The organism is Pseudomonas sp. BLCC-B112 (assembly GCF_028550695.1).
In the GTDB taxonomy this organism is placed as follows: Bacteria; Pseudomonadota; Gammaproteobacteria; order Pseudomonadales; family Pseudomonadaceae; genus Aquipseudomonas; species Aquipseudomonas danubii.
Window position 1 is genome coordinate 316,965 of record NZ_JAQQGK010000008.1, and the last position, 23,202, is coordinate 340,166.

Consider the following 23,202-nt stretch of genomic DNA (forward strand, 5'->3'; position numbering starts at 1 on the left):
GGCCACGCCGGAAGAAAATTTCAAACTCGTCTGTACGAGTTGTTGATTTAACTCGTACAGACGAGTAATTTGCCCCTCGGCGTGCTGCCAATAACAAAAATCTCAGGTGGAAGAACAAGCATGAGCCACGACTATTCAACGATCGCCAGCGAGTTGCTGCACAGCCTCGGTGGCGCCGACAACCTCGAACAGGCAGCCCATTGCGTGACCCGCCTGCGCCTGGCCCTCAAGGACCCGAGCCTGGTCGACAGCGCCACCCTCAACCAGATCGATCTGGTCAAGGGTTCGTTCTTCACCGGTGGCCTGTTCCAGGTGGTGATCGGCCCTGGCGAGGTAGAGAAGGTCTACGCTGCCCTGCGTGAGCAGACGGGCCTCGCGGTTTCCACCATTGCCGACGTGAAGCAGAAGGGCGCGGAAAAGACCAACGCCATGCAGCGTCTGGTGCGGGTGTTCTCCGATGTGTTCATGCCCATCCTGCCGGCCCTGATCATCGCCGGCCTGCTGATGGGGGTGAACAACCTGCTGGGCGCCAAGGGCATGTTCATCGAGGGCAAGACCCTGCTTGAGGCGTACCCGGGGCTGGATGGGCTCTGGAGCCTGATCAACCTGATGGCCAACACCTCCTTCGTATTCCTGCCGGCCCTGGTGGGCTGGTCGGCGGCCAAGCGCTTTGGCGGCAGCGAGATCCTCGGCATTGTCCTGGGGCTGATGCTGGTCCACCCGGACCTGCTCAATGCCTGGAACTATGGCAAGGCCGTGGCTGGGCTGGACGGCCAGAGCCTGCCGTACTTCGACATCTTCGGTCTGTTCCAGATCGAGAAGGTCGGCTATCAGGGGCAGATCCTGCCGATCCTGCTGGCGGCCTATGTGATGAGCGTGATCGAAAAATGGCTGCGCGCCCGGGTGCCCAACGCCATCACCCTGCTGGTGGTACCCATCACCACCATCGTGGTCACCGGCGTACTGGCCCTGGCGATCATCGGGCCGGTGACCCGGCACTTGGGAATCCTCATCACCGAAGGCGTGGTCACCCTGTTCGACCTGGCTCCTGTGCTCGGGGGCGCCATCTTCGGCCTGCTCTACGCACCGCTGGTGATCACCGGCATGCACCACATGTTCCTGGCCGTCGACCTGCAACTGATCGCCACCCAGGGCGGCACTTTTATCTGGCCGATGATCGTCATGTCCAACCTGGCACAGGGCAGCGCAGCCCTGGCGGTGTTCACCATGAGCCGCAACGCTCGTGATCGCAGCATGGCCTCGACCTCGGCGATTTCCGCCTACTTCGGCATCACCGAGCCGGCGATGTTCGGCGTCAACCTGCGCTACAAGTTTCCCTTCTACGCCGCGCTGATCGGCTCGGCCCTGGGCAGCATCTTTCTCTCGCTGAACAAGGTCCAAGCTTCGGCCATCGGCGTCGGTGGGCTGCCGGGGTTCATCTCGATCATTCCCCAGTACATCCCGACGTTCGTGATTGGTATGGTCATCGCCCTGGTGGTGCCCTTCGTCCTGACCTGCGGCCTGAGCCTGAAGATCATCCGCCCCGGCTACCGAGTGGCCTGACCGGCCTTGTCGGCGCCGGCTCGCCGGCGAATGCCCTCGCACTTTCCAAAGGATTCCCCCATGCAAGACTGGCAGCGTTCGGTGATCTACCAGATCTACCCGAAAAGTTTTCACAGCCACCAAGGCCAGGCCACCGGTGACCTGCTGGGTGTGGTGGACAAGCTCGACTACCTGCATTGGCTGGGGGTCGATTGTCTGTGGCTGACCCCGTTCCTGCGTTCGCCGCAACGGGACAACGGCTATGACATCAGCGACTACTACGCCATCGATCCCAGCTACGGCAGCATGGCCGACTGCGAGTTGCTGATCGCCGAAGCCGGCAAGCGCGGGATCAAGCTGATGCTGGATATCGTGGTCAACCACACCTCCATCGAGCACGCCTGGTTCCAGCAGGCCCGCAGCAGCCTGGACAACCCCTACCGGGATTTCTACATCTGGCGCGATGAGCCCAACAACTGGGAATCCAAGTTCGGCGGCTCCGCCTGGGAATACGAGGCCCAGACCGGGCAGTACTACCTGCACCTGTTCGATCACACCCAGGCCGACCTCAACTGGGACAACCCCCAGGTGCGTGCCGAAGTGTTCAAGATGATGCGCTTCTGGCGCGACAAGGGCGTCGGCGGCTTCCGCCTCGACGTGATCAACCTGATCTCCAAACCGGCGGATTTCCCCGAGGATCAGAGCGACGGCCGCCGCTTCTATACCGACGGTCCCAACGTGCACCAGTACCTGCAGGAAATGCATCGGGAAGTGTTCGCCGGGCACGATCTGGTGAATGTGGGCGAGATGTCCTCCACCCGCCTGGAACACTGCATTCGCTATTCCCATCCGGAGTCGAAGGAGCTGTCGATGACCTTCAACTTCCATCACCTGAAGGTGGACTACCCCAACCAGCAGAAGTGGCTGCGGGCCGATTTCGACTTCCTCGAACTCAAGCGCATCCTCTCCGACTGGCAAACCGGCATGCAGGCTGGTGGCGGCTGGAATGCGCTGTTCTGGTGTAACCACGACCAGCCGCGGGTGGTCTCGCGCTTTGGCGACGACGGTGAGCACCGGGTGGTGTCGGCGAAGATGCTGGCCACCGCGCTGCACCTGCTCCAGGGCACGCCTTTCGTCTATCAGGGCGAAGAGCTGGGCATGACCAATCCGCACTTCGAGCGGATCGAGCAGTACCGCGATGTCGAGACCCTGAACATCCACCGCCTCAAGCGCGAGGCCGGTGAAGACCCGCAGGCCATCATGGCGGCGATCCAGCAGAAGTCCCGGGACAACGGGCGCACGCCGATGCAGTGGAACGCCGGGGTCAATGCCGGTTTCAGCAGCGCCGAGCCCTGGATCGGGATACCGGCCAACGCCAGTCAGATCAATGTCGAGGCCCAGCTCCATGACCAGGATTCGGTGCTGCATCACTATCGTCGGCTGATTGCTTTGCGTCGTCATGAGGCGCTGATCCAGCACGGCCTCTATCGCCAGTTGCTGCCCGAGCATGGGCAGATCTGGGCCTATGTGCGTGAGGGCGACGGCGAGCGCCTGCTGGTGGTGAACAACTTCTATGGCTTGCCGTGTGAGGTCGAGTTGCCGGAAGCGGTGATCAGCACCGGCATGCAACAGCGCCTGCTGATCAGCAACTACCCGGACCACGAGCCGCGCAGCCAGCACTTGCACCTGCGGCCTTACGAGTCCTTCGTCCTGCACCTGACCTTGTAGGCGCCGGCTGTCGGCGAACTGGGCCAGACGATCATTTTTGGCCCAGCGCATGCGCCGCCAAGCCGGTTCCGATGAATCCAAACAACACAATAAAAATAATGCGGTGGCTTATGAAAACAACAATAAATCGCGCTCTGGCGGCGTCCTGCCTGTGTCTGGCCTTGCCCTTGCCGGCCCAGGCCCTGGAGTTTGCCGGGTACCTGCGCAGCGGCCTGGGGACCTCGGTGAACAGCGGCTCGCAGTCCTGCTTCCAGTTGCCCGGCGCGCAGTCCAAGTACCGCCTGGGCAACGAGTGTGAGCAGTACGCCGAGCTTGAGCTACGCCAGGACCTGTACACCCTGGAAGATGGCTCGGTGCTCAGCGTCGACGGCATGGCGTCGCTCTACAACCGCTACGACCGCAACCTGAGCTTCCAGGGCGAGAATGGCTCGGCGCGCATGCCGCAGATGTACGCCCAGTGGTCGAACCTGCCCAGCCTCAATGGCGGCTCGCTGTGGGCCGGGCGCCGTTACTACAAGCGTAACGACATTCATATTTCCGACTTCTACTACTGGAACCAGAGCGCCACCGGCGGCGGGGTCGAGGACGTGCGCATCGGCGATCTGAAGTACAGCTACGCCTTTTCCCGCAAGGACAACCTCTACCAGAAGCAGGCCGTGAGCCGTCACGACTTCAACGTTGCCGGTTTCCAGACCAACCCCGGCGGCGAGCTGGAGTTGGGCCTGAGCTACCTGGAAAAGCCCGATCGCCGTGGTGCCCACAATGGCTGGGCGATCACCACCCAGCATGTGCAGAAAGATTTTTTCGGCGGCAAGAACAAACTGGCCCTGCAATACGGTGAGGGCCCCGGTACCGGTCTGGGCTATACCGGCAATCCCTACCTGGATGACGGCAACAAGAGCTATCGCCTGGTGGAGTTCTTCGACTGGCAGGTCACCCCGCGCTTCGGCGGCCAGGTCGAGGCGGTCTATCAGAAGGACATTCGCCCCGACGGCCAGGACCAGAACTGGATCTCCCTGGGCGTGCGTCCGGCCTATGCCATCACCGAGCAGTTCAAGCTGGTGACCGAGTTTGGCCACGATCAGGTGGAAGCGCCCGGGGGCACCCGCAAGCTCAGTAAATTTACCTTCGCGCCCACCTGGTCACCCAAGGGACCGGACTTCTGGGCCCGGCCGGAGGTGCGCCTGTACTACACCTATGCCAGCTGGAACGAGGCCGCCAAACGCGCGGCCAATGAGCTGGCGGCCGGTTCCGCGCTGTCCGACAGCGGTGTGTTCGGCAGCGCCCGGCACGGTGCGAACGTCGGTTTGCAGGTCGAGTACTGGTGGAAATAAGCGATGCTGTCGGGGCTCGCGCTCCATCGGCACTTCAAGGAATCATTAGCAGGTGACGTCATGGCCATAACCCAACCCTTGCAATTGCTCGCGCCCCTGTCCGGGGTGCTGCTGCCCCTGGATCAGGTCCCGGACCCGGTGTTTTCCAGCCGGGTGATCGGTGACGGGCTGTGCATCGACCCGACTTCCCAGATCCTCTGCGCGCCGCTGTCCGGGGTGGTCAGCAACCTGCAGCGCAGCGGCCATGCGCTGAGCATTACCGGCGAGCAGGGCCAGCAGGTGCTGATGCACATCGGGCTGGACACGGTGAACCTGGCGGGCAAGGGCTTCACCTGCCTGATCGAGGAAGGTCAGCAGGTCTCGGCTGGCCAGCCGCTGATCGAGTTCGACGCCGACTACCTGGCCCTGCATGCCCGCAGCCTGTTGACCCTGATGCTGGTGGTCAGTGGCGAAGCGGTGACGGGGCTGGTGTCCGACAGTCTGCTGGTGGAGCTGGGTCAGCCGGTGTTACAGATCGAGCCCGCCTCCGCAGAGGAAGGTGCCAAGGCCGAGGACGCTGAAGCTGAGGCGCTGTTTTCCAAACCGCTGATCCTCGGCAACCCCCAGGGCCTGCATGCGCGCCCGGCGGCTTTGCTGGCCCAGGCCGCCAAGGGCTTTGCCGCGAACATCTGCCTGCACCGGCGCCAGGACTCGGCCAATGCCAAGTCCCTGGTGTCGATCATGGCCTTGCAGACGGTGCAGGGCGATGTCTTGCAGGTCAGTGCCGCAGGTGCGGATGCCGAGCAGGCGATCCAGGTTCTGGTGGAACTGTTGGCCTCAGGTTGTGGCGAGAAAGTCAGTGCTGCGGCGCCGAGTCTTGCGCCGCTAGCGGCGCGGGATGAGTCGTTGGAGACGGTTCTGCGGGGAGTCTGTGCGTCACCGGGTTCGGCGGTCGGCCAGGTGCTGCAGGTGGCTGAACAGCGCCTGCAGATAAAGGAGTGGGCGGCGAACCCGCAGCAAGAGCGCGAAGTGCTTGAGCGCGCTTTGGGGGAGGCGGTCGGGGACCTGCAGCAGCTGCGGGACAATGCCCAGGGTGGCGCGCAGCAGGAAATCTTTCGGGCCCACCAGGAGCTCCTCGACGATCCGAGTCTGTTGCAGCAGGCCGAGGCCCTGATCGTCACCGGCAAGAGCGCTGCCTTTGCCTGGAACCGTGCCATCGAGGCCACCGCCGAGCTGTTCAAGGGCCTGGGCAGTACGCTGCTGGCTGAGCGCGCGGTGGATCTGGCGGACGTCGGCCAACGGGTGCTCAAGCGGATGCTCGGGGTGCAAGAGCATGCCCTGAGCTTGCCGGATCAGGCCATTCTGATTGCCGAACAACTGACCCCCTCGCAGACCGCCAGCCTGGACACGGCCAAGGTGCTGGGGTTTGCCACCGTTGGCGGCGGCGCCACCAGCCACGTGGCGATCCTCGCCCGGGCCCTGGGCCTGCCGGCGATCTGTGGCCTGTCGTCCCGGGTCCTGTCCCTGGCCAACGGCACCCGGGTTCTGCTGGATGCCGATCGCGGCGAACTGCATACGGACCCGGACCCTCAGCGTCTGCAGCAACTGGAGGCCCTGCGTCAGCAGCAACGCCTGCGCCAGCGTCAGGACCTGGCCCAGGCGGCGCAACCGGCGGTGACCCGCGATGGTCATCATCTGGAGGTCACGGCCAACATTGCCTCTCTGGCGGAGGCCGAGCAGGCAATGAGCCTGGGCGGCGAAGGCGTCGGCCTGTTGCGTTCGGAGTTCCTCTACCAGGACCGCAGCCACGCCCCGAGCGCCGAGGAGCAGGCCGAAACCTATCTGGCCATTGCCCAGGCCCTGGGGCCGACGCGCAATCTGGTGGTGCGGACCCTGGACGTGGGCGGCGACAAGCCTCTGGCCTATGTGCCCATGGACAGCGAAGCCAACCCCTTTCTCGGCCTGCGGGGCATCCGCCTGTGCCTGGAGCGTCCCGAACTGCTGCGGGAGCAGTTCCGGGCGATTCTCGCCAGCGCCGGGCAGGCCCGCCTGCACATCATGTTGCCGATGGTCAGCCAGCTGGCGGAGCTGCGTCAGGCGCGCCAATTGCTCGATGACGAGGTTCAGGCCCTGGGCCTGGCGGAGCGGCCCAAGTTGGGCATCATGATCGAGGTGCCTTCGGCGGCCTTGATGGCGGACCGCTTTGCTCCAGAGGTGGATTTCTTCTCCATCGGCACCAACGACCTGACCCAGTACACCCTGGCCATGGACCGTGATCATCCGCGCCTGGCCAGTCAGGCCGACAGCTTCCATCCGTCAGTGCTGCGCCTGATCGCGCGCACGGTGCAGGCCGCCCATGCCCACGGCAAGTGGGTCGGCGTCTGCGGTGCACTGGCCTCCGAGACCCTGGCGGTGCCGCTGTTGCTGGGCCTTGGAGTAGACGAGCTGTCGGTGAGCGTGCCGCTGATTCCCGCCATCAAGGCCCGGGTGCGGGAGTTGGATCTGAGCGAGTGCCAGGCCTTGGCAGCGCGGATCATCGATCTGGAAGACGCGGTTCAGGTACGTGAATGCCTGCAACGGCAGCAAGTCGCCGCCGACTCACTGGTTCTGGAGAACTGAAGATGTTCGAGAAATTGCAACGGGCGTTCTGGAAGGCCCTGACTCCAGACTTGATCCCTGATCAGCCGAAGGCCCCCCAGGCCAAGGGCAGTGTTCTGAATGACGCGATGCTGGCGGCGCTGGGTGGCAGCGCCAACATCAAGAGCCAGCAACCATTGGCCCTGACCCGCCTGCGCCTGGAACTGCACGATCCGCAGTTGCTGGACAGCAGCGCCCTGCGCGTGGCGGGGGTGCCGGCAGTGATGCCCCTGGCCGGTGGTGTGGTGCATCTGCTGTTGGGATTGCAGGGCTGAGGGGCTTGTTCGCTGGCAAGCCGGCTCCTGCAAGAGCAACGGGCTTGCCAGCGAGCGCACCCTCGAAAACACCCATCGTTTCCCCGTCCCGCCTGCGTCCGGTCGCCGCGCAGGCCTTACTGTTTCTCAACTGCGGGTGTATCGTATTCGCCTTTTGCGGGCCTGGGCCCGCCGCGGATACGTGAGGTAGTTGAGTCCATGTCCTTTACCCGTCGACAAATACTCGGTGGTCTGGCCGGTCTGGTAGTGGTGGGCGTGGGAGCGGGTGGCGCCTCACGCTACTGGCTGGGGAAAATGGCCGACGCTGAAGCGGGCCACGACTACGAGCTGATCGCGGCGCCGCTGGATGTGGAACTGGTGCCAGGGCACAAGACTGAAGCCTGGGCTTTCGGGCCATCGGCACCGGGCACCGAACTGCGGGTACGCCAGGGCGAGTGGCTGCGGGTGCGCTTCATCAACCACCTGCCCGTGGCCACCACCATCCACTGGCACGGCATCCGCCTGCCCCTGGAAATGGACGGTGTGCCTTATGTCTCGCAACTGCCGGTGCTGCCCGGCGAATACTTCGACTACAAATTCCGCGTACCGGATGCCGGTAGCTACTGGTATCACCCCCATGTGAACAGCAGCGAAGAACTGGGCCGCGGCCTGGTGGGCCCGCTGATCGTCGAAGAGCGCGAACCCACCGGCTTCCAGTACGAGCGCACCCTGAGCCTGAAAAGCTGGCACGTGGACGAAGAGGGCGCGTTCGTCTCCTTCAGCATCCCCCGGGAAGCGGCGCGGGGCGGCACGGCCGGGCGCCTGTCCACCATCAACGGCGTGTCCCAGGCGGTGATCGACCTGCCGGCCGGGCAGATTACTCGGGTGCGTCTACTCAACCTGGACAACACCCTGACCTACCGCATCAACATCCCCGATGTCGAAGCGCAGATCTATGCGCTGGACGGCAACCCCATCGAGCCGCGTCCTTTGGGCAAGGAATACTGGCTGGGGCCGGGCATGCGTATCTGCCTGGCGATCAAGGCGCCGGCGGCGGGGCAAGAACTGTCCCTGCGCAACGGTCCAGTGCGCCTGGGCACCTTGCGTTCGGTGGCCAACAACGATGCGCCGACCCAGTGGCCGCCAGCCCTGCCGGCCAACCCGGTGGCCGAGCCGGATCTCGACAACGCCGAGAAGCTCAACTTCAATTTTGAGTGGGTTGGCTCGGTCTCGGTGAACGTGGACAATGGCCAGCCGCCGAGCCTGTGGCAGATCAACGGCCAGGCCTGGGACATTACCGACAAGACCTGCGCCGACCGCCCGATTGCCACGCTGAAAAAGGGCAAGAGCTACATTTTCGAATTGAAGAACATGACTCAGTACCAACACCCGATCCACTTGCACGGCATGAGCTTCAAGGTCATCGCCTCGAACCGCAAGAAGATCACTCCCTACTTCACCGACACCTACCTGCTGGGCAAGAACGAGCGTGCCCGCGTGGCGCTGGTGGCGGATAACCCTGGGGTCTGGATGTTCCACTGCCACGTGATCGACCACATGGAAACCGGTCTGATGGCCGCCATCGAGGTGGCGTGATGCGTCAGATACGCCCGGCGCCGATCATCGACCGCAGCCGCGACCAGGACTTCATGCGCGAAGCCCTGGCCCTGGCCGCCCAAGGCGCAGCCCTGGGGGAAGTGCCGGTGGGCGCGGTGCTGGTATTGGATGGTGAGATTATCGGCCGCGGTTACAACTGCCCCATCAGCGGCAGCGACCCTAGCGCCCACGCCGAGATGGTGGCGATCCGCGCAGCGGCCCAGGCGGTCAGCAACTATCGCCTTCCCGGCAGCACCCTGTACGTGACCCTGGAGCCTTGCAGCATGTGCGCCGGGTTGATCGTCCATTCGCGCATTGCCCGCGTGGTGTACGGCGCGTTGGAACCCAAGGCGGGCATCGTGCAGAGCCAGGGTCAGTTCTTCACCCAGGGCTTTCTCAATCATCGAGTGCTGTACGAGGGCGGGGTGTTGGCCGAAGAGTGCGGCACGGTGCTGAGCGAGTTCTTCAAGGCGCGTCGAGCGCGCTGATCTCAAACGCGTCTGCGGTTTTCGCGAGCAAGCTCGCTCCTGCAAAAACCGTAGGAGCCGACTTGCCGGCGAACAGGCCCTTGAGCCTTGCGCCGCTCTGGCGGGCGCCTTCGCTGGCAAGCGGAACGCCGCCCGGCCAGCGCCTACAGGGGGAAGGCGGCGTTATTTTTTGGCGACAATCACCGCGCGCATCGGCGCCGGCAGGCCTTCGATGGTTTTGCTGTGGTCATTGGGGTCGAGGAAGTCGCTGAGGGACTGGTACTTCATCCACTCGGTGCCGCGCTGCTCCTCGATGCTGGTCACGCTCACATCCACGCAGCGCACGTCGCTGAACCCGGCGCGCCGCAGCCACAGCTCCAGGGCCGGCACCGAGGGCAGGAACCACACATTGCGCATCTGCGCGTAGCGGTCTTCCGGTACCAGCACCTGATGCTGATCGCCTTCCACCACCAGGGTTTCCAGCACCAGTTCGCCACCCTTGACCAGGCAGTCCTTGAGCGCCAGCAGATGCTCGATGGGCGAACGCCGGTGGTAGAACACCCCCATGGAAAATACGGTGTCGAAACCTTCCAGGTTGGCTGGCAGGTCTTCGAAGGGGAATGGCAGGTGCCACACCGAGGGCTCCGACAGGTAGCGCTGCACCGCCTGGAACTGGCAGAAGAACAGCCAGTTAGGGTCCACACCAATCACGCTATGGGCGCCGGCGCCGAGCATGCGCCACATGTAGTAGCCATTGCCGCAGCCGACATCGAGGATGCGTTTGCCTTCAAGGTTCAGGTGCGGTGCGACCCGCGACCACTTCCAGTCCGAACGCCATTCGGTATCCACGTGCACGCCGAACAGGTCGAACGGGCCCTTGCGCCATGGTGACAGGCCCATCAGTGCGGTACGCATCTGCGCCCGGGTGGCGTCGTCGCAGTCGGTGTCCAGGCGCAGGCCGTTGATCAGGTCGACTTCGCTGGGCTGCATCTTCGGCAACGCGTCGAGGGCGCTCTGCCAGCGCTCCAGGTCGCCATGGCCCTTTTCCATCTTGGCATCGAGCTGGGCTTGCAGGCCGTTGGCCCATTTGGCCAGGGGCGTGCCCGCCAGACGGCGAGCGAGGGGAGACAGATCAATCATGGCAGGGCAATCAACGAGGCAAAATTAAGACACTGGAACCACGGCACGACTTTCGAGAACCCGGCGGCCAGCAGGCGTTCGCGGTGTTCTTCGAGGCTGTCGGGCTTCATGACGTTTTCGATGGCGCTGCGCTTCTGGGCAATTTCCAGTTCGCTGTAGCCGTTGGCGCGTTTGAAGGCGATGTGCAGGTCGGTGAGCAGGGCGTGTTCCTCGGTGTCGTTGAAGCGCAGCTTCTCCGAGAGGATCAGCGCGCCGCCGGGCAGCAGCGACTGGCGGATGCGCCCGAGCAGGGCCAGGCGCTGCTCGGGGGCGATGAACTGCAGGGTGAAGTTCAAGGCCACCACCGAGGCCGGCTGGAACTCCAGGGCCAGGATATCGCCTTCGATCACCTGCACTGGCAGCAACTCCTGGAACATCGAATCCTGGCCGTTGAGGTATTCCCGGCAACGCTCGACCATGGCCGCCGAATTGTCCACGGCGATCACCCGGCAACCGTCGCTGCGCACATGGCGGCGCAGGGCCTGGGTCACCGCGCCCAGGGATGAGCCCAGGTCGTAGAGCACGCTGTTGGGCTGAGCGAACTGCGCGGCCAGCACCCCGAGGTTCTCGACAATGGTCGGGTAACCCGGCACCGAGCGCTTGATCATGTCCGGGAACACCCGCACCACATCCTCGTTAAAGGCGAAGTCGGGCACCTGGGCCAGGGGCTGGGCGAATAGGCGGTCGGGTTCTTTGCTCACGGCATTTCCAGCGATGGAGATAAAAAGAGGGCGGCATTGTAGCCGCTGCCGCAGGCTGCGATAAGGCCCGCAGGGCCTTCAGGAGCGCAAGGGCGACGCAAGGTGTGATGCTGTTCGCCGGCAAGCCGGCTCCTACAGATTGTAGGGACCGGCCTGTCGGCGAAGGTAGGTCAGCGCGGCTTCTGGCTGAACGCCGAAGCGGCGATACCCCACTGGCCCAGCCAGTAGAAAATGATGATCAAGTAGGGCGCGGCATCGAAGGCCACCACGAAGCGGCTGATGCCAATCAGGCTGTCGGAGAAGGCAAAGCTCAAGGCGCCCACCGCGGCCAGGGCCGCCGAGCGCGCAGGCACTGTCGAGCCCAGGCGTGCCAGGGCGCGCCAGAGCATGGCGCTGATGGTCAGGGCGTAGACGATCACCGGGATCAGCAGCGGGCCCAGGCCGTGGGAAATCAGGATGCTCAACAGCCCCGCGCCAATGGCCAGTGCCACCACCAGCGGCAACAGCGCCAGGCGCCGACAGTCGCAGAGATAGGCCTTGAGGTAGGCCAGGTGCGCCACCAGAAACGCCCCGAGGCCGAACACGAACAGGTCCGAAGGCCAGGCCAACAGCACGTCCCCCAGCACTGAGAACAACAGGCCAATGGCGATCCAGCGGCGATAGTCCCCCGGCGGCGCATCGTGCAACCAGCCCAGCAGGGCCAGTACCGGCAGCGGCTTGACCAACAGGCAGAGCAACGTGGCGTGCACGCTGATCCCGTAGATGAAGGTGGCGGCGCCCATTAGCGCAAGAATCAGCCAGCCCATGTCAGTTGACCGTGATCGAGCAGTCGAAGGCTTTTACCGGTGCTTCTTCCGGTGCCCAGGGTTGCTGATAGGTCAGCAGCAGTCGGCCCTGGCCGCTGGCGAACGCCTGGAAACGCCAGGTGGATTGACCACCGCTGCCCACCAGACCGGTGTTCTCGGGATTGCTGTAGACCTCGGGGCTGACCTTGCGCAGGATGCCGCCGGCCGAATCCTGGATTGCCCAGCGATAGCCCGTGGTGGGATTACTGGGCAGGGTCAGGGTCAGGGTTTGCCCGTTGTGCAATTGCAGGGGGCATTGGCTCTGGTTTTCCACGGTGACGTTTTGCTTGGGCTGGCTGGCGCAGGCGGCCAGCAGGGCGAGGCTGAGCAGGGCAAGCAGGCGAGGTGCGGACATGGGTCAGGAAGCTCCGATCATTCGTGACGAACGGCGAGCATAACTGAAGATGATGGGCGGTGTGGGCCGGGGCACGGAGGTTGGCGCTTATGGCCTGTTCGCCGGCAAGCCGGCTCCTACAAGGGACAACCTGTAGGAGCCGGCTTGCCGGCGAAGGGATTTAGAACAGTACCTTGGCCACGTCGGCAAAACGCTTGGCGAAATGCACGGTGATGCCTTCCTTGAGGTAGTCCGGCAGTTCCTCGAAATGCCCGCGGTTGGGCTCCGGCAGGATCAGCTCAAAGATCTTCTGGCGCCGCGCCGCGATGACTTTCTCCCGCACCCCGCCAATGGGCAGCACGTGGCCGGTGAGGGTCAGCTCGCCGGTCATGGCCACGCCTTTTTTCGGCGGCTGGTTGCGCGCCAGGGACAGCAGGGCGCTGGCCATGGTCACCCCGGCACTCGGGCCATCCTTGGGCGTGGCACCTTCAGGAACGTGCAGGTGGACGAAGGCTTCGTCGAAGAACTTGCTGTCGCCGCCGAACTGCTTGAGGTGCGAACTGACGTAGCTGTAGGCGATCTCCGCCGACTCCTTCATCACATCCCCCAACTGACCGGTGAGCTTGAAACCACGGTTGTGGGTATGAATCCGCGTCGCCTCGATGGGCAGGGTCGCGCCGCCCATGCTGGTCCAGGCCAGGCCGGTGATGACCCCGGTGCCGCTCAGGACCTGCTCGTTGCGGAACACCGGCATGCCCAGGGAGGCCTCCAGGTCCTTGGGCCCGATCTTGATGTTTGCATCCGGCTCGTCCAGCAGCTTGACCACCGCTTTGCGCACCAGTTTGCCCAGTTGTTTCTCCAGTTGGCGCACCCCGGCTTCCCGGGCGTAACTGTCGATCACGGCGCGCAGGGCACTGTCGCTGATGCTCAGGCTGCTCTTGGCCACACCGGCTTTCGTCAACTGCTTGGGCCACAGGTGGCGCTTGGCGATGGCGAGTTTTTCCTCGGTGATGTAACCCGACAGGCGAATCACTTCCATGCGGTCGAGCAGCGGCCCGGGGATCGAGTCCAGGGTGTTGGCGGTGCACACGAACAACACCTTGGACAGGTCCATGCGCAGGTCCAGGTAATGGTCGAGGAAGTCGACGTTCTGCTCCGGATCGAGGGTCTCCAGCAGGGCTGAGGCCGGGTCGCCCTGGTAGCTCTGGCCCATCTTGTCGATCTCGTCGAGCATGATCACCGGGTTCATCACCTCCACTTCCTTGAGGGCCTGCACCAGCTTGCCCGGCTGGGCGCCGATGTAGGTACGGCGGTGCCCCTTGATCTCGGCTTCGTCGCGCATGCCGCCGACACTGAAGCGATAGAACGGCCGCCCCAGGGATTCGGCAATGGACTTGCCGACACTGGTCTTGCCCACGCCCGGCGGGCCTACCAGCAGTACGATGGAGCCGCTGATCTCGCCCTTGTAGGCGCCCACCGCGAGGAATTCGAGGATGCGGGTCTTGATGTCATCGAGCCCGGCGTGGTGCTGGTCGAGCACTTTGCGCGCGTGCTTGAGGTCGAGCTTGTCCTCGCCGTAGACGCCCCAGGGCACAGCGGTAGCCCATTCCAGGTAGTTGCGGGTCACGGCGTATTCCGGCGAGCCGGTTTCGAGGATCGACAGCTTGTTCATTTCCTCGGTGATGCGTTTCTGCGCCTGGGCCGGCAGGACCTTGCCGCTCAGTCGCTGCTCGAACTGTTCCAGGTCGGCGCTGCGGTCATCCTTGGTCAGTCCCAGCTCCTGCTGGATCACCTTGAGCTGTTCCTTGAGGAAGAATTCGCGCTGGTGCTCGCCGATCTTGCGGTTGACCTCGGCGGAGATCTCTTTCTGCAGGCGCGCGACCTCGACTTCCTTGCGCAGCATCGGCAGGACTTTCTCCATGCGCTTGAGCATCGGCACGCAGTCCAGCACCTCCTGCAACTCGTTGCCGGTGGCGGAAGTGAGGGCGGCGGCGAAGTCGGTCAGGGGCGAAGGGTCGTTGGGGCTGAAGCGGTTGAGGTAGTTCTTCAGTTCTTCGCTGTACAGCGGATTGAGGGGCAGCAGTTCCTTGATCGCGTTGATCAGCGCCATGCCGTAGGCCTTGACCTCATCGGTGGGTTCGCTGGGCTGGTGCGGGTATTCGACTTCCACCAGGTAGGGCGGCCGGTGGTGTTTGAGCCAGGTGCGGATGCGTACCCGGGTCAAGCCCTGGGCGACGAATTGCAGCTTGCCGTTCTCGCGGCTGGCGTGGTGGACCTTGACCAGGGTGCCGTACTCCGGCAACGCGGATGTATCGAAGTGGCGCGGATCTTCCTGGGGGGTATCCATGAAAAACAGGGCCAGGGAGTGGTGGTCGGATTGGCTTACCAGCTCCAGGGTTTCGGCCCAGGGTTCTTCGTTGACAATCACCGGCAGCACCTGCGCCGGGAAGAAGGGACGATTGTGAATCGGCATGATGTAGACCTTGTCCGGCAGATTCTGCCCGGGCAGGGCCAGGCCGGTGCCATGGGCACTGGGCTGTTCGGTATTTTCCGGATCGAGGTACTCACGTGGATCTTCGGGAAATGCTTGCTGGTCGCTCATGAAGGCTCCTGCGCGATGGGCTATGCAGGTTAGATGGGGCAGGTCGAGACGGGTTTCAATGGGAAACTGGTTTCAGCTTTTTTCCGAGCGGCCCTCAACTGTCCGTTGAGGCTCTGTCCAGACGTGTGGCGTGGACGCTGTGGACGTATTGGACGGCGTTGACGGACATCAAATGTCAATAAAATGACTTGGATGTCACCTGTTTTATTGCGTGATCTTCTACAGTTTGAGGATTAATCTGAGTGTCCGGAATGTCGGAGTGAAATCGGCATTTATTTGACGCGCGCATTCAGCTTCTTAGAGGGATGGGTATGAAGAACGGATTTTTCAGCTCCCGGCGGCCGTCACCCGCGCAGGTGCTTTTCCGGCCCGGCGGGCGATCGGAGTGGATGAGAGCAGCCCTATGAAGTGGCGCCGAACCTTTCAGGCAAGGATTGTCGGGGTGCTGGCGCTGTTGCTGTTGGTGCTGATTGGCGCGGTGTACTTTGCGGTGAAGACCGCCACTACTCACGCAGTGGAGAAGCAGGCGCAATTGCAATTGAAGGTCGGCACTCGCGTGTTCGAGCGCCTGCTCGACCTGCGGGGCCGCAATCTGCAATACGGTATCGACTGGCTGGTGGTGGATTCGGAGTTTCACCGCGCTGTGGTCAGCGGCAAGCCGGTGGACATCCTCGCGTCCCTGGCGCAGTACCGTGGGGGTATTCGTTCCAGCGAGATGTTCGTGCTCAGTCCCGAGGGACGGGTAATCGCCAGTACGCTGGCGGACATTGCCAGGGGGCAGCCGTTTCCCTATGACCGGGCGTTGCGCCGAGCGCAGCGGCACGACACTCACATGCTGTTCGTTGCGATCAAAGGCCGCCCCTATCTGTTGGTGCAAGGTGAAGTGCTGGATTCGCTGCCCGTTGCCCGGGTGGTGATGGGCTTTCCCATGGATGAGTTGTTCGCCCGGGAACTGCGTTCCATGAGCAACCTGGAAGTCTCATTCCTGACCGTTGACGGCGAGCACCCCGGAGAGTTGTTCAGCACCCAGCCGGAGTTCTTCTGGTCGCCGATCATCAATGTCCTGCGTGACTCGTTGTGGCAGTCCCTGCCGCAGATGAGCGAAACCCATGGCCAACGCTTTCTCAACCAGGCACTGCAACTGGCCAATACCGGGGATGCCCACGATCCACGGGTCATGGTCTTGTTGCAGAGCCCCCTGGAACAGGCACTGCAAGCCTTTGCGCCACTGGACCGGGAGTTCCTGTGGATCGCCATGGTGGCGCTGGTGATTTCCCTGGTCTTCGCCCTGCTGATGGCTCGGCGGGTTTCGCGGCCCCTGGAAGACCTGGCCCAGGCTGCCCGACGTATCGGTGCCGGCAACTATCAGGCCACGGTGGCCATCAAGCGCAGCGACGAGTTCGGTGTGCTGGCGGATGCCTTCAACGCCATGCAGAGCGCCATTGCCACCCGTGAGCGGCAACTGGCCCACAACGCCCTGCATGATCCCCTGACCGGGCTGCCCAATCGGGCCCTGGCCATCGAGCGCCTGAGCCAGGCCATCGCTGCCCGGCGCAACGTGGTGTTGCTGTACCTGGGGATCGACAACTATCGGGCGATCAACGAAGGCTTTGGCAATGAAGGGCTGGAGCAGATGATGGGTGAACTGAGCCGGCGGCTGCGTGATGTGCTGTCCCAGGGCGATACCGCGGCGCGGATCACCGCCAGCGAGTTCCTTCTGCTGCTGGAAAACACCGAGCTCGATGGCGCCATTGCCATGGCCGACCGCCTCCATGACCTGTTGAGCCGACCCCAGCTGATTCAGGGGGATGAGGTACGGCGCCAGATCTGCATGGGCATGGCGGTGTATCCCGCCGACGGCAAGTCCGCCGAAGAGCTGATCAGCCGTGCCGCGATCGCCCGCCACGATGCAGCGCTCAACCCCGGTTACCTGCAGGTCTACCAGCAAGACCGCGACCTGGCTCATCAGCGCCAGATCAGCCTGATCCGTGACCTGCGTCGCGCCGCCGCCGATGGCGAGCTGTTCCTGCTGTATCAGCCCAAGCTGGATCTGCGCCGGGATTACCTGCACCAGGCCGAAGCCCTGCTGCGCTGGCGGCATCCGGTATTTGGCGTGGTGTCGCCAGCGGAGTTCATTCCCCTGGCCGAGCGCACCGGCAGCATGCACAGCCTGACCTCCTGGGTCATCGAGGCTTGCATTCGGCAGTTGGCGGAGTGGAACCGCCGGGCTTTGCCCGTGCGCCTGTCGCTGAACATCTCCGCCAGCGACCTGGAGGACGACGGCCTGGAAGTCCGGGTCAGCCAGTGCCTGGAGCGCTATCAGGTGGCCGCTGAGCAACTGGTGTTCGAGATCACCGAGAGCGCCATCATGCGCCATCCGGAACAGTCGCTGGCGGTGCTGCAGCGCTTGCGTGGCTGCGGCATCAGTCTGTCGGTGGATGATTTTGGCACCGGCTATTCATCCCTGGCCCAGTTGCAGCGTCTACCGGTGCAGGAGTTGAAGATCGACCAGTCCTTTATCCGCAACCTGGACGAAACCAGCGGTGATGCGGTGATCGTGCGCTCAACCATCGAAATGAGTCACAAGCTGGGGCTCAAGGTGGTGGCCGAAGGGGTGGAGTACGAGCATTGCCTGAAACTGCTGGAAAGCTGGGGCTGCGACACGGTCCAGGGTTACCTGATCAGCCGGCCGTTGCCCGCCGAGGCCTTCGAGCATTGGATGTTGAAGTCTCGGGTGTCCAGCTGAAGGGGCTGGATGGCCGGCGGGGAGCCGGCATCCAGGGTTGGGGCTTTCAGAGGGTGGCCGACTCGGCCTTGGTCAGCAGGCTGTGCAGCTCCGGCTCGATGCCTTCTTCACTGAGGTTGTCCATGATTTCCAGGATACAGGGCGCATAGCGCTGCTCGATGGCAGCTTGCGCCCAGTCCAGCTCATAGACCGCCATGACCCGTACATCCAGGTAAGGCGAGTCTGCCAGCAGGCGTTTCAACAAGGCGATGGCCGGTGCCGTTCGCAACTCGCCCAGGGAGACGGCGCAGCGGTGCTGCCAGTACTCGGGCCGGGACAGCAGTGTCTCGCCGAGCCGTTGCCATTGCGCCGGGGTAAAGGCGTGAAGCACGCCCTTGGCCACCTGTTCGGTGGTGTATTCGTTCCAGTTGGTGGCTTCCGAGTCACCGAACCAGTGGTGCAACCGATCAAATAGTTCATCACGTTCATCCGTATTCATGATGTTTTTCTCCTGCGTGGGGCGGCCGCGCCAGCACGCTGTTCCTGGCGTGCCGCCCAATGCCATGGCGTTTATACAGGCGTGCCAGGACCGATGCTGCCTCATTTGCGCCAAGCTTCCCAGCGTTAAAGGTGCAACCGGGGCAAACAGCCGGTGCAGCGCCGGAGACGACTCTCTGGCATGGGTGCGCGAGCCTGTCCCGGGTTACCAGGCCCCGGCGAACTTCACCGCAGCCGCTGCCCGTGAGGGCACCTTCAGGGTGTGCAGCAGGGACGAGACATGGATGCGAACGGTGAACGGCGAGATATCCAGCTCCCGGGCAATTTCCTTGTTGGTCTTGCCCTGGGCGATCAGGCGCAGCACTTCTTGCTGGCGGGTGGTTAGCTGGCTGATCTCGGCGCCGGCATCCAGGGGCAGCAGCAAGCCGGAAGGTGCGTACTTGACCACCACTTCGCCCTGGCGAATGGCCTGGATAGCCTGGCCGATCTCCTCCGGGCTGATGCTCTTGCCGATAAAACCGTCGGCACCAGCGGCCATGACTTCGCCGATCAGGTCCTGGTTGTCCACCATCGATACCACGATGAGCGAGGTTCGGGGCAGCTGTCGGCGCAGGTCGGCAATCAGGCTGACCGAGGTCAATCCGGGGAAACGCAGGTCCAGAATCAGCGAGTCCGGCTCCTCGCCGGTCAGGGCCAGGGCCAGTACCGCCGCCAGGTCGCCAGCCTCTTCGAGCAGGGCGTCGGGCAGCAGGCGCTGGAGGGTGCGCAGCATGCCCTCGCGGAATAGCGGGTGGTCGTCGGCGACGATAATCCGGCATGTCATGTCGTGAAACTCCTTGAAACATCCAGTCCTGCGCGCATGCTAACTTGACGCGCGGCGTTGTAACTGGCCGCTGGTCGTGTTCGATACGCGGTATTGCCGAGCGGCAAAAGACCACGGCAACACAGATTGCACAAGGAGGTGATTGCATGAACGTTGAGAAGGACAGCGAACTCGACCAGGCCACCCTGCGGATTATCGTGGCCGGGTGCGCCCTGGTCTGGTTTACCGTGATCGGCTTTCTCCCGGGGCAGCAGGTCGACCCTTATGTGCCGGTGATGATCTACATTGCCCTGTTCATGTTGGGTTCGATCCTGCTGCGCATGGCCATTGCCCGCTGGCCCGGGCATTACCCGGCGCGGCGCATCCTGGGCATGGTCTACGACTACACCGGCACCTGTTACGGCTTGGTGGTAGGCGGCGAGGGGGCGCTACCGATTTATGCGGTGATGGTCTGGGTGAACCTGGGCAATGGCATGCGTTTCGGCTCGCGCTACCTGGCCATTGCCACCGTGCTGGCGCTGTTTGCGCTGTTCATGGTCTATCTGCTGACCCCGTATTGGCAGGCCCAGCCCTACATGGTGCTGATGCTGATGATCACCAGCACGGTGATTCCGGTGTACGCCCACATCCTGCTCAAGCGCACCCGTCTGGCTTCGGAAGAGGCGATTGCCGCCAACCTGGAAAAGTCCCGATTCCTGGCCCAGGCCAGCCACGACCTGCGCCAGCCGATCCATTCCATCGGCCTGTTCACTGCTTGCCTGCGCGAGGCCAACCTGGGGGGCGAAGAGCGGCGGCTGGTGGACAATATCGATCGTTCGCTGCTCAACGTGTCGCAGTTGTTCCGTTCGATCCTCGACCTTTACACCCTGGACAACGGACGCGTGCAGCCCAAGTACGAAACCGTGCACCTGGGGGAGTTACTGCGGGATCTGGTGCGCCAGAACGCCGAAGCGGCGCGCTGGGCGCGGGTCGAACTGCGCTTGCGCCCCTGCAGTTACTGGGTGCGGGTTGATCCGGGGTTGTTGGCGACGATGGTGCAGAACGTGCTGTCCAACTGCTTCAAGTACGCCGCAGAACGGCCGGTGCTGATCGGTGTGCGCCGTCGTGGCCAGGGCCTGGCCATTGTCATTTATGACCAGGGCCGGGGCATCGCCGAGGAGCATCTGCCAAAGATCTTCGATGAGTTCTACCGGGTCCGCCAGGTGCGCGACAAGGACGTCGAAGGCGTTGGCCTGGGCCTGTCCATCGTCAAGCGCCTGGGGCAGATGACCGACCTGCAGGTGACGATCCGTTCGCGGGTCGATCACGGTACTACCGTCAGCCTGCATGGCTTGGTATTGGCCGCGCCGCAGCGTTTGCACAGCCGTGACGAAGCGGTGCAGAGCGGCTTGCTGACCGGGTTGCGAGTCTGTCTGGTGGAAGATGACCGTAACGTCCTGCTGGCCACCTCGGCGTTGCTGGAGCGCTGGGGCTGTGTGGTCCAGGCCGAATCGAGCGGGGAGGATCTACTGACCGATTGCGACATTATCGTCGCCGACTACGACCTGGGCACCCGTGCCTCGGGTATCGAATGCATCGACAGCATCCGCCAGCAGCGGGGCTGGGAAGTGCCGGCGCTGATCATCACCGGACACGACCTCGAGAGAATCCACGCCGCCCTGCACGACCGCAACATCGCCATCCTCTCCAAGCCGGTGCGTCCGGTGGAACTGCGGGGCACCTTGCGGGCCCTGCGCGAGACGCCGCTGGCGTCCAGTCACAGGGCCGTGACGCAAGGGGCTGCTACCAGGTCCGGCACGGGATAAGCAGGGGATAGTTGGTCATGGTCAGCTTCTTGTTCTCGCCACTGGCGAGTTCGACGAAGTCATCCAGCATGCCTGAGTACGAAGAGATCGAACTGCGCTCGGTGTAGTAGTGGGTGGTCACCGGCCCGTAGTTGGTGTTGCTCTGGCCGGTGCCCACGTACTCATTCCAGCGGCTGGTGCCGTACACCATGTCTTGGCCCTGGACGAAGTAGCGGCCCGGTTGCAGCCCCGTGAACTGGAAGATGCCGTTGCCGTTGGTCCGGGTCACCCGGTGCACGGCCACGGCCTCGGGGGCCATGCTCACCGGCGCGCCCTCGGGCTGGGACCTGCGCAAGTCATGCCAGGCCTGCAAGTGCGGGGTGACCGGGTAGAGATAGATCTCCACATTGCCGCTGTTCTCGATGCCGTCGTTGCCGACGATGCAGAACTTGCCGGTGAGCGTTGCGTTGCCGGGTTGCAGGGCGGCGCGCGCGGCCTGGATATCGAAGGGGACGGTGGGGTACTGCACGGTGGGGATCTTTACCGGCGGGTATTCGTCCAGGGTTCGTCCCTGGCGCGGCGCGCAGGCACTCAAGGCGCAGGCGAGCAGGACTGTGCCTGCCACTATGAATAAGCGGGAGTTCATGGGTTCAGAACCTTTGAAGAAGTTGCAGTGTTCGCGCGACACAGCCCTGCCATGGCGCAGTGGCCGGTGGTCGCCGCGAACCTGGGTAGTCAGGGACTGCCGGCTTATTGCTTGGTGCACTGGGCGGGGAGCGCTACTGCGCCGCCCATGGTGGCGAAGGCGACCATGCCGCCGCTGGGCAATACGCAGTCATATTCGCCGTTGCTGGTGCTGGCGGTGAAGTAGGTCTGGGACGCGTCGCTGCGTACGTTCGAGACCGTGCTCACGGGCTTGCCGAGGGTGGTCTGGGCGCGGTTCTTGAGGTCGTCGTTGCTCGGTTTTGCAATGGCGCAACCGCCCAGGGTGAGGGCCAGGGCGCTGATCAGGGCGAAGGGGCGGAGGCTGGACTGGAGTTTCATGATGAATCTTCCTTGGTGTTGTTGTGTTTTCAACGGCGCAGCCGCTCCCGACACCGCAGAACGGCGGTGTTGGAGGAGAGCGGGTGGTTGCTCGGCACTATAGCCCCGGGCTGGGGGAGGGTCGATTAGCACAAATGGGCTAATGTCGCTTTGCAATTACGGGGCGCAGGGGGGCGGAGATCAGGGCGGCTTGATGGGCCCGGCGGGGCGCGCCGGGCCCGGATCAGGGGTCAGGTGAGCAGTTGTTCCTGCAGGCGCCGGCCCAGTACGTCGAGCAGGTCGCAGCCGTCGCGCAGGGGGATGACGCACAGCTGGGCGAAGTCCTGGAGCAGGGCCGGGTTGCTCTGCAGGTTGTCGTGGCTGGCGATGTTTTCCAGCAACTGGGTGGCCGCGCGGATGCGGTGGGCGGCGGCTTCGTGGAGGGCGTCCAGCGGGGCCTGGGTGTCCACCAGCAGGGCGGGGATGTTGTAGTCGTTGCTGGTGAGGGGCATGTAGTGCTCCACGTTTTTATCCACTGTATCGATGGGTGGATCGGGTGTGATTTTCTTCATTGGTCTGCTTCCTAACGTATGAGTCGGAGTCGCCAAAAATCACTTCCACGTAATTAGGTGGCGGCTGTACGCAGGTGTGGAAGACCGGGACGTTAGGCACCCGGCGCACTCAAGAGTGCCCCGCGCACAGCCACCATAAAGTGCAGGCTACAAACATGCCTGACGGTTGCTGGTGCTTTGCGCGCCTAACGATATAGGGGCTTCCACACCCCTGTCACTGAATTTGCAATGACCCCCAGACCTTAAGGGCATCGCCTTGGAGGGACAAGGTGATGCAATTGGACGCGAGTTGTAGGAATTTTCGGTGATCGCGGTTTGAGGGGAAGGGGGGAGGGTTTGGTCTTGAGCGGTGGGGAAGCTAGTCGTAAAACCGGGATCTTTTTGTGTACATATCCGTTGCTGCGGTCAGAGCGGCTGGCTCGGCATCCTTGCCGAGCTGCCCCCTACGCAACGCCTACGCTCTGCCGGCAGGGAAGGGGCCGGAAGATCAAGATCAAAAGCCAAAGCCAAAGCCAAGGTGCGCAGGCCGGCTCTTTGTAGCCGCTGCCGAAGGCTGCGAAACCAGGCGACGCGATATGT

Annotated in this window: 19 protein-coding genes; 9 read left to right on the forward strand and 10 right to left on the reverse strand. The window is 63.5% G+C overall.

The window, feature by feature from the left end:
- Positions 1–120: 120 nt before the first annotated feature.
- The 7 genes from treP to tadA all read left to right on the forward strand — a co-directional run bounded on the left by treP (position 121) and on the right by tadA (position 9,558).
- Complete coding sequence (gene treP / locus PQT43_RS22435) at positions 121–1,563, forward strand: PTS system trehalose-specific EIIBC component (protein ID WP_102880797.1); 1,443 nt, start codon at positions 121–123, stop codon at positions 1,561–1,563.
- A gap of 60 nt (positions 1,564–1,623) precedes the next feature.
- A complete protein-coding gene (gene treC / locus PQT43_RS22440; RefSeq protein WP_272754589.1) occupies positions 1,624–3,270 on the forward strand; it encodes an alpha,alpha-phosphotrehalase in 1,647 nt (548 codons plus the stop codon).
- Positions 3,271–3,380: 110 nt separating this feature from the next.
- A complete protein-coding gene (locus PQT43_RS22445) occupies positions 3,381–4,604 on the forward strand; it encodes a maltoporin (RefSeq protein WP_213665895.1) in 1,224 nt (407 codons plus the stop codon).
- A 60-nt stretch (positions 4,605–4,664) separates the two neighbouring features.
- A complete protein-coding gene (ptsP, locus tag PQT43_RS22450) occupies positions 4,665–7,202 on the forward strand; it encodes a phosphoenolpyruvate--protein phosphotransferase (protein ID WP_272754590.1) in 2,538 nt (845 codons plus the stop codon).
- Positions 7,203–7,204: 2 nt separating this feature from the next.
- Positions 7,205–7,495, forward strand: coding sequence for a PTS transporter subunit EIIB (locus PQT43_RS22455; RefSeq protein ID WP_102880793.1), 291 nt, complete (start codon positions 7,205–7,207; stop codon positions 7,493–7,495).
- 198 nt (positions 7,496–7,693) lie between these two features.
- Complete coding sequence (locus PQT43_RS22460; RefSeq protein ID WP_102880792.1) at positions 7,694–9,070, forward strand: multicopper oxidase family protein; 1,377 nt, start codon at positions 7,694–7,696, stop codon at positions 9,068–9,070.
- Positions 9,070–9,558, forward strand: a complete 489-nt coding sequence (gene tadA / locus PQT43_RS22465; protein WP_110597123.1) for a tRNA adenosine(34) deaminase TadA — start codon at positions 9,070–9,072, stop codon at positions 9,556–9,558. The genes PQT43_RS22460 and tadA overlap by 1 nt, the downstream gene beginning before the upstream one ends.
- Before the next feature lie 162 nt (positions 9,559–9,720).
- Here the strand turns inward: tadA and cmoB are convergent, their stop codons facing one another.
- The 5 genes from cmoB to lon form a co-directional block, all read right to left on the reverse strand.
- On the reverse strand, positions 9,721–10,677 hold the full coding sequence (gene cmoB, locus PQT43_RS22470) for a tRNA 5-methoxyuridine(34)/uridine 5-oxyacetic acid(34) synthase CmoB (protein ID WP_272754593.1): 957 nt from the start codon (positions 10,675–10,677) through the stop codon (positions 9,721–9,723).
- The gene (gene cmoA, locus PQT43_RS22475; protein ID WP_102880789.1) at positions 10,674–11,417 is read right to left on the reverse strand and encodes a carboxy-S-adenosyl-L-methionine synthase CmoA; all 744 of its coding nucleotides are present in this window, start codon (positions 11,415–11,417) and stop codon (positions 10,674–10,676) included. Before cmoA ends, cmoB begins: the two co-directional genes overlap by 4 nt.
- Positions 11,418–11,587: 170 nt before the next feature.
- Positions 11,588–12,223, reverse strand: coding sequence for a lysoplasmalogenase (locus PQT43_RS22480; protein ID WP_110597121.1), 636 nt, complete (start codon positions 12,221–12,223; stop codon positions 11,588–11,590).
- A 1-nt stretch (position 12,224) separates the two neighbouring features.
- Positions 12,225–12,617 (reverse strand): protease inhibitor I42 family protein, encoded by a 393-nt coding sequence (locus PQT43_RS22485; RefSeq protein WP_102860427.1) that lies wholly within the window; start codon positions 12,615–12,617, stop codon positions 12,225–12,227.
- A 160-nt stretch (positions 12,618–12,777) separates the two neighbouring features.
- Complete coding sequence (gene lon / locus PQT43_RS22490) at positions 12,778–15,198, reverse strand: endopeptidase La (RefSeq protein ID WP_102880787.1); 2,421 nt, start codon at positions 15,196–15,198, stop codon at positions 12,778–12,780.
- Between the two features lie 403 nt (positions 15,199–15,601).
- On the opposite strand from lon, the gene PQT43_RS22495 reads away from it, so the two are divergent.
- Positions 15,602–17,944 (forward strand): putative bifunctional diguanylate cyclase/phosphodiesterase, encoded by a 2,343-nt coding sequence (locus PQT43_RS22495; RefSeq protein WP_268562003.1) that lies wholly within the window; start codon positions 15,602–15,604, stop codon positions 17,942–17,944.
- Positions 17,945–17,990: 46 nt separating this feature from the next.
- Here PQT43_RS22495 and PQT43_RS22500 read toward each other — a convergent pair whose 3' ends face one another.
- Together PQT43_RS22500 and PQT43_RS22505 are read right to left on the reverse strand one after the other, a co-directional pair.
- A complete protein-coding gene (locus PQT43_RS22500; protein WP_102880785.1) occupies positions 17,991–18,422 on the reverse strand; it encodes a hypothetical protein in 432 nt (143 codons plus the stop codon).
- A gap of 204 nt (positions 18,423–18,626) precedes the next feature.
- A complete protein-coding gene (locus PQT43_RS22505) occupies positions 18,627–19,244 on the reverse strand; it encodes a LuxR C-terminal-related transcriptional regulator (RefSeq protein WP_102860431.1) in 618 nt (205 codons plus the stop codon).
- 146 nt (positions 19,245–19,390) lie between these two features.
- Between PQT43_RS22505 and PQT43_RS22510 the strand changes: the two genes are divergently transcribed.
- Complete coding sequence (locus PQT43_RS22510; protein ID WP_267268832.1) at positions 19,391–21,049, forward strand: ATP-binding response regulator; 1,659 nt, start codon at positions 19,391–19,393, stop codon at positions 21,047–21,049.
- Here PQT43_RS22510 and PQT43_RS22515 read toward each other — a convergent pair.
- From PQT43_RS22515 to PQT43_RS22525, 3 genes are all read right to left on the reverse strand, one after another.
- A complete protein-coding gene (locus tag PQT43_RS22515; RefSeq protein ID WP_267268831.1) occupies positions 21,027–21,674 on the reverse strand; it encodes a carboxypeptidase-like regulatory domain-containing protein in 648 nt (215 codons plus the stop codon). The two genes, PQT43_RS22510 and PQT43_RS22515, sit on opposite strands and share 23 nt — an antisense overlap.
- 104 nt (positions 21,675–21,778) lie before the next feature.
- On the reverse strand, positions 21,779–22,072 hold the full coding sequence (locus PQT43_RS22520) for a hypothetical protein (RefSeq protein WP_123394043.1): 294 nt from the start codon (positions 22,070–22,072) through the stop codon (positions 21,779–21,781).
- Positions 22,073–22,302: 230 nt separating this feature from the next.
- Entirely contained in the window at positions 22,303–22,623 is a 321-nt protein-coding gene (locus tag PQT43_RS22525) for a hypothetical protein (RefSeq protein WP_102880781.1), read from the reverse strand.
- Between the last annotated feature and the right edge of the window lie 579 nt (positions 22,624–23,202).

Coding starts and splice junctions, on each gene's coding strand:
- PQT43_RS22510 (WP_267268832.1), top strand. CDS start 19,391: ATGAACGTTGAGAAGGACAGCGAACTCGACCAGGCCACCCTGCGGATT.
- PQT43_RS22505 (WP_102860431.1), bottom strand. CDS start 19,244: ATGACATGCCGGATTATCGTCGCCGACGACCACCCGCTATTCCGCGAG.
- treC (WP_272754589.1), top strand. CDS start 1,624: ATGCAAGACTGGCAGCGTTCGGTGATCTACCAGATCTACCCGAAAAGT.
- PQT43_RS22445 (WP_213665895.1), top strand. CDS start 3,381: ATGAAAACAACAATAAATCGCGCTCTGGCGGCGTCCTGCCTGTGTCTG.
- cmoB (WP_272754593.1), bottom strand. CDS start 10,677: ATGATTGATCTGTCTCCCCTCGCTCGCCGTCTGGCGGGCACGCCCCTG.
- PQT43_RS22460 (WP_102880792.1), top strand. CDS start 7,694: ATGTCCTTTACCCGTCGACAAATACTCGGTGGTCTGGCCGGTCTGGTA.
- lon (WP_102880787.1), bottom strand. CDS start 15,198: ATGAGCGACCAGCAAGCATTTCCCGAAGATCCACGTGAGTACCTCGAT.
- PQT43_RS22525 (WP_102880781.1), bottom strand. CDS start 22,623: ATGAAGAAAATCACACCCGATCCACCCATCGATACAGTGGATAAAAAC.
- treP (WP_102880797.1), top strand. CDS start 121: ATGAGCCACGACTATTCAACGATCGCCAGCGAGTTGCTGCACAGCCTC.
- PQT43_RS22455 (WP_102880793.1), top strand. CDS start 7,205: ATGTTCGAGAAATTGCAACGGGCGTTCTGGAAGGCCCTGACTCCAGAC.
- ptsP (WP_272754590.1), top strand. CDS start 4,665: ATGGCCATAACCCAACCCTTGCAATTGCTCGCGCCCCTGTCCGGGGTG.
- PQT43_RS22515 (WP_267268831.1), bottom strand. CDS start 21,674: ATGAACTCCCGCTTATTCATAGTGGCAGGCACAGTCCTGCTCGCCTGC.
- PQT43_RS22495 (WP_268562003.1), top strand. CDS start 15,602: ATGAAGTGGCGCCGAACCTTTCAGGCAAGGATTGTCGGGGTGCTGGCG.
- tadA (WP_110597123.1), top strand. CDS start 9,070: ATGCGTCAGATACGCCCGGCGCCGATCATCGACCGCAGCCGCGACCAG.
- PQT43_RS22500 (WP_102880785.1), bottom strand. CDS start 18,422: ATGAATACGGATGAACGTGATGAACTATTTGATCGGTTGCACCACTGG.
- PQT43_RS22485 (WP_102860427.1), bottom strand. CDS start 12,617: ATGTCCGCACCTCGCCTGCTTGCCCTGCTCAGCCTCGCCCTGCTGGCC.
- PQT43_RS22520 (WP_123394043.1), bottom strand. CDS start 22,072: ATGAAACTCCAGTCCAGCCTCCGCCCCTTCGCCCTGATCAGCGCCCTG.
- PQT43_RS22480 (WP_110597121.1), bottom strand. CDS start 12,223: ATGGGCTGGCTGATTCTTGCGCTAATGGGCGCCGCCACCTTCATCTAC.